At 38.2% G+C, this 12,024-nt stretch carries 12 protein-coding genes; 9 read left to right on the plus strand and 3 right to left on the minus strand.

The features are described from left to right. The first annotated feature begins 2 nt into the window (after window positions 1–2). The 9 genes from BUB03_RS10090 (at window position 3) to BUB03_RS10130 (ending at window position 8,857) form a co-directional block, all read left to right on the plus strand. Window positions 3–1,406, plus strand: a complete 1,404-nt coding sequence (locus BUB03_RS10090; RefSeq protein WP_073062541.1) for a sensor histidine kinase — start codon at window positions 3–5, stop codon at window positions 1,404–1,406. 236 nt (window positions 1,407–1,642) lie between these two features. Further along, window positions 1,643–2,137 (plus strand): hypothetical protein, encoded by a 495-nt coding sequence (locus BUB03_RS10095; protein ID WP_073062543.1) that lies wholly within the window; start codon window positions 1,643–1,645, stop codon window positions 2,135–2,137. 34 nt (window positions 2,138–2,171) lie between these two features. Then, window positions 2,172–2,999: a YoaK family protein gene (locus BUB03_RS10100; protein WP_040992878.1), complete on the plus strand. Its 828-nt coding sequence runs from the start codon at window positions 2,172–2,174 to the stop codon at window positions 2,997–2,999. 469 nt (window positions 3,000–3,468) lie between these two features. Beyond that, entirely contained in the window at window positions 3,469–5,265 is a 1,797-nt protein-coding gene (mutL, locus tag BUB03_RS10105; RefSeq protein ID WP_073062545.1) for a DNA mismatch repair endonuclease MutL, read from the plus strand. Window positions 5,266–5,269: 4 nt separating this feature from the next. After that, window positions 5,270–5,998 carry a rhomboid family intramembrane serine protease gene (locus BUB03_RS10110; protein WP_073062548.1) on the plus strand — a complete coding sequence of 243 codons (729 nt, stop codon included), beginning with the start codon at window positions 5,270–5,272 and terminating at the stop codon, window positions 5,996–5,998. A gap of 7 nt (window positions 5,999–6,005) precedes the next feature. Then, entirely contained in the window at window positions 6,006–6,995 is a 990-nt protein-coding gene (locus tag BUB03_RS10115; RefSeq protein ID WP_073062791.1) for an endonuclease/exonuclease/phosphatase family protein, read from the plus strand. A gap of 78 nt (window positions 6,996–7,073) precedes the next feature. After that, a complete protein-coding gene (locus tag BUB03_RS10120; RefSeq protein ID WP_073062550.1) occupies window positions 7,074–8,048 on the plus strand; it encodes an endonuclease/exonuclease/phosphatase family protein in 975 nt (324 codons plus the stop codon). Window positions 8,049–8,052: 4 nt separating this feature from the next. After that, window positions 8,053–8,409 carry a hypothetical protein gene (locus BUB03_RS10125; RefSeq protein ID WP_073062552.1) on the plus strand — a complete coding sequence of 119 codons (357 nt, stop codon included), beginning with the start codon at window positions 8,053–8,055 and terminating at the stop codon, window positions 8,407–8,409. A 34-nt stretch (window positions 8,410–8,443) separates the two neighbouring features. Further along, complete coding sequence (locus BUB03_RS10130; protein WP_040992868.1) at window positions 8,444–8,857, plus strand: hypothetical protein; 414 nt, start codon at window positions 8,444–8,446, stop codon at window positions 8,855–8,857. Between the two features lie 114 nt (window positions 8,858–8,971). Here BUB03_RS10130 and BUB03_RS10135 read toward each other — a convergent pair whose 3' ends face one another. The 3 genes from BUB03_RS10135 to BUB03_RS10145 all read right to left on the minus strand — a co-directional run bounded on the left by BUB03_RS10135 (window position 8,972) and on the right by BUB03_RS10145 (window position 11,942). Then, the gene (locus BUB03_RS10135; RefSeq protein WP_073062555.1) at window positions 8,972–10,519 is read right to left on the minus strand and encodes a GH3 auxin-responsive promoter family protein; all 1,548 of its coding nucleotides are present in this window, start codon (window positions 10,517–10,519) and stop codon (window positions 8,972–8,974) included. Window positions 10,520–10,624: 105 nt separating this feature from the next. Then, window positions 10,625–11,035 carry a BrxA/BrxB family bacilliredoxin gene (locus BUB03_RS10140; protein WP_040992866.1) on the minus strand — a complete coding sequence of 137 codons (411 nt, stop codon included), beginning with the start codon at window positions 11,033–11,035 and terminating at the stop codon, window positions 10,625–10,627. Between the two features lie 460 nt (window positions 11,036–11,495). After that, complete coding sequence (locus tag BUB03_RS10145; RefSeq protein ID WP_040992864.1) at window positions 11,496–11,942, minus strand: GatB/YqeY domain-containing protein; 447 nt, start codon at window positions 11,940–11,942, stop codon at window positions 11,496–11,498. Window positions 11,943–12,024 lie beyond the last annotated feature (82 nt).

The following is a 12,024-nucleotide window of genomic DNA, read 5'->3' on the forward strand; positions in this document are numbered from 1 at the left end:
GAATGTCTAAAAAAGTTGTCACAAATCAGACCAAAACAATGGTGCTCTTAATGTTGGTATTTACTGCCATCATTCTGTTGTTCAGTGGTTTGGTTTACTTTTCAATTGTCAACTTTTCGCACCAGAGATTTTATGAGCTGTTAAAAATCCGTACGGCAACCATTGTTCAGATCGAGAAAAGCAAAGATCATCTTGACCTTCCCGAAAACTATATCCTCAACAGTCTGAATGATGAGGAGCTTCCTATGGAAAGGGACTATGTGTTTGCGGTTCCTACGGATTCCAATTTCAGAAAAATCTCTCAGGAAGTTCATATTCCCGACTATTTTTTCAAAAGCATCGTTAAAAAAGGGGAGGCCAATTATAATGACAAAGAGTTTTACTACATCGGACAGACCTTCAGGTATGAGAACAAGGACTATATTGCCATTGCTTCTGCTAAAAACCATTATGTGATCTACTATCTTGGGTTTTTAAAAAGAACGCTGATCACCTGCATTGTACTTTCCCTGTTCTTCAGTATGATCTTTTCTTTTTATTTGTCTAAAACTTTATTCAAACCGATCTTAAAAATTACCGGTAAAGTAAAAGAGATCAGTTCCGAAAACCTCCACCTCAGACTGGAGCCACAACCGGACAATAAAGAATTGAATGAGCTTGTAGATACCTTCAATGGAATGCTGAACCGTATAGAAACCTCATTTGAAACCCAAAACCATCTGATCGGAAACGTTTCCCATGAGCTGAGAACACCCCTCACATCCATTATGGGTGAAGCGGATGTTGCCCTTTCTATCAACAGGACTGCCGATGAATACAAGGAAACCTTAGAAATTATCCTCGACGAAGCAGAAAAACTTGATAAAAAGATCAAAGCATTATTAATGATCGCCCAGACCGGTTTCGATGGAAAGATCCAGAAAATGGATAAAGTAAGGATCGACCAGCTGCTTTGGGATGTCATAGAAACCCTCAGGAAAATTGATTCCAGGAACAATATCTATCTGGATATCAGCATGCTCCCTGACAATCCTAAAAAATTAAAAGTACAAGGGAATGAACAGCTGCTGCATCTCGCGGTCGCCAATATTATCAGTAACGGGTGTAAATATTCTAATTTCCAGCAGGTAAAAGTTTCGCTGGGTGCCACAGATACAGATGTTTATATCATTGTTAAAGATTTCGGGATCGGGATTCCGGAAGTTGAGATGAATAAGATCTACGACCCGTTCTTCAGAGCTTCCAATACCAAAAACTATGAAGGTTACGGAATAGGGCTTCCGTTGGCTAGAAATATCGTAAGAATGCACCGGGGCGAACTTATCGTAAGTTCTCACGAAAATGAAGGAACCACCGTACAGATGCGCTTTCCGAATTTCTACAGTATGCGGCCGGAAGAAGTTTAAAAGCAAGTTTGCTTTCAGTCTCAACAAAACATTTATATCAGCCATCTTAGCTTTCTTCGCCATTTTACCCCTTCACGATTTCGTCTTTTCGACCTGTATTAATTTCTCTTACCAATATTCTAATCTCATTTTAATCTCTTTAATCACATTTTAATTCCGTTCCAAAAGACTTCTAATCTTGCCGTTTTAGTTTTGTAACATCAAAATAAGATAACACAAACCTAAATCTAAAAGATATGACCAAAACCATTTTAATCGCCACAGATTACTCTCTTGAGTCACTGAACATATTAAAAAAAGTACTGAAAGAGAAAGACGCATCGGAAGACCAGGATCAGTATAATATTCTTTTGGTTTCAGGATATGAGCCGGGAGATTCTATCAGGGACCTTCTGTTCAATACAAAAAATACCATTTTTAATAAGATCAGGCCGCAGGAATTTTGTGATGCTTATGGGATTATTAAAAATAAATATCCTCATCTGGTCAATAAGATCGTCTGCGATATTTTCACAGGAAGCTTTCAGAGAACATTCAACCATTATGTGAAAGCGGAAAATATTGAGGAAGCATATTATTCTCCGTCCATTAAGAGTAAAGGAAAAGGAAAGTTCGATATCGCTCCTTACATCAGAAAATGCAAAGATATTAAGGTTCAGGAAATTAAAGTGGAAATTCCTGAAAGACTTCCGGAAAGAGGAAGACTGGCTGAGGTCTTTGTTGAGGTCTAAAAAATAAATAAACACAATATAAAAGAATAAAAAAATGTTAAGAAATTATAGTAACAGCCGAACGTTGGGAGACAATATCAGATTGGGGACGCTGACTGCATTTACTGCAGGTACTATAAATATTGCCTCTCTGTTAATATTTCTCTCCTTCACGTCAAACGTAACGGGACATTATGCCATCTTGGCTGCGGAAATCAGCAAGGGTAACTGGACGCAGGTAGCTGTGGTTGGAGCCTGGATCTTTCTGTTCTTCTTCGGAAGTTTTTTGTCCAACTTTATTGTTATCAACTTTAATAAGAAAAGTAAATACTTTGCCCATGCGATGCCGATTGTGCTGGAAATCATATGTTTGCTTTTCGTGGGGATTTACGGACAGTTTTATTATCAGAAAACATTGGAGGAAACAGAATATCTGGTTGCGCTAATGCTTTTTGCAACAGGACTTCAGAACGGTCTTACGGCAAGTATCTCCAATTTCTCGGTGAAAACGACCCACCTTACGGGTACCACCACCGATCTCGGAATTCTGTTTTCCATGTTTACCCAGAAAAAATACAGGAAAAACGGTGAGCTGATAGGAAGAGCAAAACTGCTTATGAGCATTATGGCGGCTTATGTTTTAGGTGCTGTTTTCTCGGGACTTACCTATTATTATCTTGAATTCAGGGTATTTTATGTGATCAGTCTGTGTCTTTTAATTGTGATCGGGTATGATGCCTATAAAATCCATATCAGGCACTTCAATACCAAATACCGCTACAGCAAAATTTATAAAAAACCCAATGTACTGGCTTATTTGTATGATAAAGTTCACGGGATCCCCAAAAGGAAAGAAAAAAGAACACTTGTCTTTGATGAATAAAATAAATAAATATCAATATTATTTTTGTGTAAACTAGCTGTGAAGCACTCCTTTTTATGATGAAAAGGGGTGTTTTTTATTCAATTTAAAGCAAAATCTGAAGTAATTTGCCAAGAGAATAGTCTAAATTTTTTAACGAAAAGCTTTATTTTTGAAAACGCTTAGTTTTAAGTTTAAAAAGTAATGGTCAATCTCTGATTCATCAGATTAAGCGAATGTAAACCCTTCCGCTTAATCAGCGGCTTTCCATATCCTTTGCTCTTCTCTAAATCATCAGCCTTAAAATAAAACTTTGCATTAAAAAACACCAACCTTATTTACTCCGTCATTCCCCAACTTTGTAAAAGCATAGAAACCATACGGGATCAGGAAATGTGATTAAAATGTTGATAATTAAATTTTAATTCACGGTTTTAATGTTTTAATTCCGGTTTCCATTGCCTATTTTTGTAAGTTGATTATACGTTTTATGTCAGATATTATTCAGCTTTTACCGGATCATGTAGCCAACCAAATTGCGGCAGGAGAAGTGGTGCAGAGACCTGCGTCCATTGTGAAGGAACTTTTGGAAAATGCTATCGATGCGGGCGCGTCCAAGATAGAATTGATTATCAGGGATGCCGGAAAAAACCTAATCCAGGTGGTGGATGATGGCAAAGGAATGTCTGAAACAGATGCCCGGATGGCGTTTGAAAGGCATGCTACGTCAAAGATCAAAGCAACAGAAGATATTTTCAAGATTGCCACAAAAGGATTTCGTGGGGAAGCACTGGCTTCTATTGCTGCTGTTTCCCAGGTTGAACTGAGAACAAAACAGAATGATGCCAAAATCGGAACCAATATTTACATTGAAGGCGGGGTATTTCAGTTCCAGGACCCGATACAGACTGCCGACGGATCCAATTTCCTGGTAAAAAATTTATTTTACAACGTTCCTGCCCGAAGAAAATTCCTTAAAAATAATAATGTTGAATTCAGACATGTTATTGATGAATTCCAGCGCGTTGCATTAGCTCATGAAAACCTGGAATTTTCCTTATTTCATGATGATGAAGCCGTTTTCAGATTAAGAAAAGGCAGCCAGATGCAGCGTATAGTGGATGTTTTCGGACGTAAACTGCAGCCACAGCTGATCCCGATTAAAGAAGACATCATCTGGTGTAAGCTTCACGGATTCGTTGCAAAACCGGAAGGGGCTAAAAAATCCAGGGGAGAACAGTTTCTTTTCGTGAACGGAAGGTATTTCAAAAGTCCGTATTTTAATAAAGCCGTTCAGGAAGCTTTCGAAGGATTGCTTTTACCGGGTTATGTTCCTACATTTTTCCTTTATCTTGAATTAGATCCTGAAAAAATAGATGTGAATATTCATCCCCAGAAAACGGAAGTGAAATTTGAAGATGAGCACCTGATTTTCGCCCTTCTTCGTTCCACCATCAAAAGATCTCTGGGAATTTATAACGTTTCTCCAAGCCTTGATTTTGATAAGGATCCTGAAATGGATGCTATGATGAATAAACCTTTCCCAAGCAAAGGAAACAGCAGCGGAGGAGTGATCAAGATGCCGGAAATTATCGTAGATAAAGACTACAATCCATTTATTGAAGAAAGAAATGTACGTCCCGAAGAGATTCAGAATCTTACGGAAATGTACCATCAGAATATTAATATTACAGCAGAACCCTCAAAAATCAATTTATTTGAAGACGAAGATTTTGACGAAGACCTGATGAGGCTGCCGAACGGTTACTGGCTGTTCAATAAAGGCGACGTTACCCTGATGCTGGACCTTGGAAGAATGCACAGGCTGGTTGTTTCCGAGAATAATAAAACGTCCAAGAAACCCAACATTAACCCAAACAGCCATACGTTGCTGTTTTCTTTAGAGTATCACATGAACGAAATAGAAAAGAATAAATACAATTCTTTCAAAAAATTTCTTCCTGAACTCGGGTTTGACATGAAAATTGCACATGAAAGCGTACTGAGAATAGATGCACTTCCGGAAGGACTGAAAGAAACCCAGGCGATGAAGTTCCTGGAAAACCTTTTTGAGATCCTGGATTACAAAACGGAAGAAGAATTTATGCAGTTCTATCTCAACCAGTGGAATAAAATGCAGTCCAAATCAAGATTTGATTTCATCTATAAAAAAGATGCGGAACAGATGATCAAAGACTTCACAGCATTAGGCTTCCCGGAATTTTTACCGGATGGCAAAAGATGCTTTTATGAAGTTCCGTTTAATGACTTTAAAAACAAATTTTAAATAAATGTTCAACAATATACCGCCGATCACCAGAAACCTTATCATTATCAATGTTATCGTATTTGTTGCCTCTTATTTTTTAGGAAGCAAGGCAATCGAATATCTTGCGGGTTTTTATCCTTTTTCGCCGTTTTTCCATTCATGGCAGGTTATTACACACATGTTTATGCATGGAAGTATTATGCATATTTTGTTTAATATGCTGACGCTATACAGCTTTGGACCCATTCTGGAGCAGTCTTTGGGGGATAAAAAATATCTGATACTCTATTTCTTAAGTGGATTGGGTGCTTTTTTCCTTTTCAACTTATGGAATTTTATAGAAGTTCAGCAGTTTACCCGTGAGTTGCAACAGCTCGGGTTTAATGTTAATGCTTATTTATCGGGTGCCAATGTTGAGTTTACCGGAACAGCAGAATCTATTGCCACGCAAAGAGGTTTGCTGGAAAACGTCAAAAATATTGTGACAACGCCAATGGTTGGTGCTTCCGGAGCTATTTTCGGAGTTGTAGCTGCTTTTGCTACTCTTTATCCGGATTCAAAAATCATGATGATGTTTATCCCTGTTCCTATGAAGGTAAAATACCTTATGCCTATCGTTATTCTAGTTTCCATATACCTGGGAGTTTCAGGAAACGGAGGAGGTATTGCCCATCTGGCTCACGTTGGAGGAGCATTAGTTGGCTGGATTCTTGCAAGGATCTGGAGAAAACATCTGTATCGATTCAATTAAAAATTCTGTGAAAGTTTTCCGTCTTGTCATATTAATCCTGCATGTTGGTGTTTTTTTCCTCTTGTTGGGCACTTTACTGAATGCATATGTTCCGCCTAAAATATTTCCGTGGTTCAACCTGCTTTCCTTAGGGTTTCCCGTATTTATTGTCATCTATATACTATTCACTATTTTCTGGCTTTTCAGCTTGAAAAAGAGAACCTTTATATTTATGCTGGCCGGGCTTATCTTTATGGTTCCCGTGCAAAGATGGGTGAACTTTTCTTCCGGGGCAAAAGAAACTGCAGATCTGAAGGTAGTCACTTTTAATGTTAAAGCCGGTTTAATGGGAGCTTCTGAAATCGAGAATTATCTCACAAATGCCAATGCTGATGTGATAATGCTGCAGGAAACCGGAAAAAAAGTTTCTGTAAAAGGAATGCAGGTTATTGATAAGAATGGGATTACCAAGGTTTTTACAAAACATAAAATTATCAACTCCAAAGAGCTTATTGATAGTAATTATGATAGCAATAATGCCTATGCTTCTCAGGCGGATATTGAAATCAAGGGAAAGGTATACCGTTTTATCAATATTTATCTGGAACCGTTCAAATTTGAAAAAGGAATGATAAAAATGGACGGGGTAAAAGAAGAAGATGAGCAAAAACTCAAGAATATTGTTAAAAGGCTTATCCCTGTATTTAAGAAGCATCAGGATCAGATACGAAGTATTAAAGAAGGAATTGAAAACTCACCTTATCCTGTCATTGTGATGGGAGACCTGAATTCCGTTCCCAATTCCTATGAATATTATCATTTGTCGGATGGGCTTCAGGATGCTTTTGTAAAAGCAGGTAAAGGGAGTGCGACAAGCTTTCATGATTATAAATTTCCCATCAGGATTGATTATATTTTTACTTCAAAAACAATACAGCCGGTTAGCTATGAAGTTGACCGTACTATAAAGCTTTCTGATCACTATCCTGTCATCGGAACATTTTCAATAAATAACTAATTATCATAAAATTAGTTAAAATATTTCCGCTTGGTAGGGTTTTTGATGAATGGAATAGAGTACCCAAGTCTGTATTCCATGAAGCTGAGTCAATTACTGCTATTTATACATATCGTTGTTGCCGTGTTGCTGCTATGCACACTGGGTAATGCATGGATACCACCTAACTTCTTAGGTGCCCTTAACCTGCTGTCTCTGGGCTTCCCATATCTTATTATCGTTTACATTCTGCTCACTTTTGTCTGGGTAATCAAAAGAAAAAAAGTTGCCATTGCTTTTGCACTTGGAGCGCTTCTTTTTTATAATCCCGTAAGACGCTGGGTTAATTTTTCCCCCAAAACAGAAAATTTAAAATCGATCAGAGATATTAAAGTTCTTACTTTTAATGTAAAATACGGTGATTTCGGTTGGGACAAAGTAAAAAAATATATCACAGACCAGAATGCAGATATCATTCTTGTTCAGGAAAAAGATACCAATCGCGCTATAAGAAAGGATATGATTAAATATCCATCCGTCATTTTAAAAACCAAGCATACCATTTTAAGACAGGAATCTCTGATTGAAGACGAGGCAAGAGGGAATTCCTTTTACGCGGATATAGATATCAACGGAAAGATCATAAGAGTGGTCAATGTATATCTGGAGCCATTCAGACTTCATAAATCGATGCTGAAGTTTGACGGTTTTGCAAAAGAGGGAGGAAAGATAGCCACGCTGCTTTCTCATATGACTCCTACTTTTAAGGCTCATGAAGACCAGATCAAAAAAATCAGAAAAGTAATTGATTTCTCACCTTACCCGGTAATTCTTGCAGGCGATTTTAACTCTGTTCCCAATTCTTATGAATACTATAACCTGGGAAAAGATCTTCAGGATGCCTTTCTTACGGTAGGAAACGGAGCTTCCACCAGTTTTCATGATTATAAGGTTCCATTAAGAATCGATTATATCTTTACCTCCAAATCCATTATTCCTTTAAGCTATAAAGTGGACCAATCTGTAAAATTATCGGATCATTATCCTGTAATTGCAGAATTTCTGCTAAATTAGTTCCATGAAAAATTTACTGTCTGCACTTTTTATGGTGTCCCTGTTATTGGCAGCCTGTTCAAAGAAAGAAACACCCGGTTTCGCAAATGAACAGGATGTGAAGGTTCACTATGATACAGCAGCAATTGATTCATTTTCAGCTGGTGCCACATCAATAGATATTGTGCGCCAGATCAGAATGTCTTCCCAGAAATATCAGGATTCTGTAAAAGAAGCTTTAAAACTTCAGAAAGAAGAGCAGAAGCTGAAAGAAGAGCTTGAAAAAGAAAACAAAAAGAAGCAGGAAGAAGAAAAGAAAAAAACGGAAGCAGAGAAAAAGCAGAAAAATTCTGATGCTCCGCCGGCCAATGGAACAGAATAAAATCAACAGAAAAACATTTTTAAAAAATTACAATATGAAAAAACAAATTTTCGCAGCTGCTGCCATAGCGCTATTTGCTGTATCGTGTACAAAATCAACGACTAAAACAGAGCAGGTTGAAAATGCTGACGGATCCTTAACAACGACGACCACTACAGTTTCAGAATCTCCGGCTGTATCCGTAGATACTGCTAAGATAGATAAGGCAAAAGAAGATGTAAAAGCCAAAGTTGATGCTGCAGGAAACAAAATAGATGATGCTGCACAGAAAACGAAAGAAGGCATTAATAAAGCAGGAAGCGATATTAAGGAAGGAGCCAATAAAGTAGGCAGTGACATTAAAAAAGGAGCTCAGGAGGTGAGCAAAGATGTTAAAGATGCCGCAGCAAAAGGGGCTTCAAAAGTAGAAGAAGGAGCCAAAAAACTGAAGGAGGATTTAAGTAAGTAGTGAAATACTAAAATATATGAACGCAGCTGGAATTCCAGCTGCGTTTTTTATGCATTTTTAATGGATGCGGTTGTTGAGTTGATGGGGAAATTGGGTTTTAGTATCAAATATCTTCTATCTTCCCACTTCTGACTCTCTTTCTGAACCAGCCTTGTTAAGTTCCAGCAAAGGGTCAATATATTCCCTGTCATTGCTCAGTCTGGGAACTTTATTCTGTCCGCCGAGTTTACCTTTGGATTCCAGCCATCGATAGAATAATCGTGGTTTGGCAATATGTACGATCGGCCTTTTAAGGGTCAGGTTATTGTACCTTTTTGCCTCGTAATCGGAATTTATTGTTTTCAAATGACGGTCAAAGGCGTCGGTAAAGCGTTCAAGGTCATCCGGATACCGGCTGAATTCAAAGATCCATTCGTGGGCTCCACTTTCATTCTCTTTCATGAAAACAGGAGCTCCGGTAAAGTCAGTAATGCTTGCTCCTGTCATTTCACAGGCCTTAGAAAGAGCAGATTCTACGTTGGTAATCATAAGCTCTTCGCCAAACGCATTGATGTAATGTTTGGTTCTTCCCGTAATCTTTATTCTGAAAGGATTGGTTGAGGTAAAAACAACAGTATCTCCGATCAGATATCTCCATAACCCGCCGTTGGTGGTGATCACCATTGCATAGTTTTTCCCCACTTCAACATCTTCCAGGTTTATGACCTTCGGATTGGAGAAATGGAACTGATCCATCGGAATGAATTCATAAAAAATACCATAATCCAGCATCAGAAGCATTTCGTCGCTATCCGAGCGGTCCTGTATCCCGAAGAAGCCTTCGGAAGCATTGTAAATTTCGTAGTAATTGATCTTTTTTCCGATGATCTGTCTGTATTGTTCCCTATAGGGCTTAAAACTGATTCCGCCGTGAAAAAAGACCTCTAAATTAGGCCAGAGCTCAGAAATACTTCCGCTTCCGGTTTCCTTTAGAACCCTCTGAAGAAGAACCATCATCCAGCTAGGTACTCCGAGGATACTTCCTACGTCTTCATTTTTTACTTCTGAAGTGATGGCTTTGAGCTTACTTTCCCATTCGGACATCAGGGAGACTTTTTTACTGGGTGTTGTAGTAATTTCTACCCAGAACGGAAGATTGTCTATTAAAATTGCCGAAAGATCCCCGAATTTGGTGTTAAAATCGGCATGAAGTTCAGAGCTGCCTCCTAATCGAAGGTTTTTATTCGTGAAGAGTTGGTTTTCCGGATGATTGTTGGCGTAGATGGAAACCATGTCCTTTCCCGCCTTCATGTGGCAGTATTCAAGGCTTTCCGTAGAGATCGGGATGAATTTGCTTTTCGCGTTTGTGGTTCCCGATGATTTTGCAAAATGCTTGATGTAGCCGGGCCAGCTTACATCCTTGTGCCCTTGTCTGGCTTTTTCAATAAAAGGTTCAAAATCTTCATAAGTAACGATCGGAACCTTGTTTTTAAAGTCCTGATAGCTGGAAATGGAATTGAAACCGTATGCTTTGCCGTATTCAGTATCTTCAGCATGAAAAAGCTGCGAAAAGAGTATACCTTTCTGGGTTTCAATAGGATGATCCATGAAATTCTGAATCTGATCTATCCTTTGACGGATGAACCAGTTAACGACCGTATTGAAAAGTGCCTTTGTTGCCATTCCAACAAATATAATAATATTTGGATTTTCAGAGAATTTTTATCGTGTTAAATAAAAAAACCGCTACAAATTATGTAACGGTTTTATATTTAAACTTATTGTTTCTTAACAATACTCATCAAAGGCAGCCTGAAGATTTGCTGCAATAGCTCCCGCAGGATTTCCTTCAATATGGTGTCTTTCAAGCATATGAACCAGTTCTCCGTCCTTGAAAAGAGCTACACATGGTGAGCTTGGCGGGAATGGGGCCAGGTGTTTTCTTGCTTCTGCTACGGCTTCTGTATCGAATCCTGCAAAAACAGTTGTTAAATGATCAGGCTTTTTGTCCCCTGTAAGAGAATATACAACTCCGGGTCTTGCTGCTCCGGCTGCACATCCGCATACTGAATTAATAACCAGAAGGGTAGTTCCGGACTGTTTTAAAGCCTCTTCTACCTGCGCAGGAGTTGTTAAATCTTCGAAACCTTTATCTGTAAGTTCTGCCTTCATAGGCATTACCAAATCTGTTGGATACATATATTTTGTTTTTATCACTACAAAGTTAAACAATTCTTTGCGTTTGTTCAATATATAAAAACTATCAACGCTTTAGTCATAAAAAATTAATACAATATTAATATTTCAATAATATCTAAAAAAACATGAAATAAAACTATGAATAATGATAAATATTTATTAAATTTGAAATGATTCTAAAACAACTGACCATGAAAAAAACATTTACCGCTTTCCCTCGAGCAGTCAAATTATTTAACACAACCTGATTTTTCAGCAGTTAAAGCAGATGCTCTCATTCAGTTTTAAATAGTGACAAGCTGAATTAATAATTATGAATATCCAAAAATGAATCCGGGAACGCCAGCGTTCCCGGATTCTTTAATCAAATCGATATGCAAAGGTTGGATATCCTGTTTTTGGGTCCGTGTTTTGTGTTCCGAGGTTATATATCCCGGATCCCAGACCGCCTTTCCTGTATTTATGAAAGAAGCTTTTTAGCCATTTCGGAAATACTTTTCCCGTCTGACTTTCCTGCTAAAGCTTTTGAAGCAGCTCCCATTACCTTTCCTAAGTCTTTGGCAGACTCAGCTCCGGTCTGAGAAATAATATTCCTGATTTCTGCTTCCAGTTCTTCCGGAGTGAGTTGTTTGGGCAAGAATTTCTCAATTATTTTCATTTGAGCTTCCTCCACTTCTGCAAGGTCATTTCTTCCCTGTGCTGAAAACTGTTCGAAAGAATCTTTACGTTGCTTGATCATTCTCTGCAGAATGGCAATTTCCTGCTCGGGAGTAACTTCAGCGCCTCTCGCTTCCGTTTGTAAAAGTAAAATTTGTGCTTTTACAGCTCTCAGAGAATCCAGAGCAACTCTGTCTTTCTCCCTCATCGCTGTTTTAATAGCTTCACTTATAGTATTTTCTAAACTCATTTTTTTTGCTTTAAGCTTTAGGCAATAAGCAGTAGGCTTTAAACTGGCTTCCTGATAAGATAAGCCTGCAGCTTACTGCTTA

The sequence above is a fragment of the Chryseobacterium oranimense genome (genome assembly GCF_900129755.1).
Lineage (GTDB): Bacteria > Bacteroidota > Bacteroidia > Flavobacteriales > Weeksellaceae > Chryseobacterium > Chryseobacterium oranimense.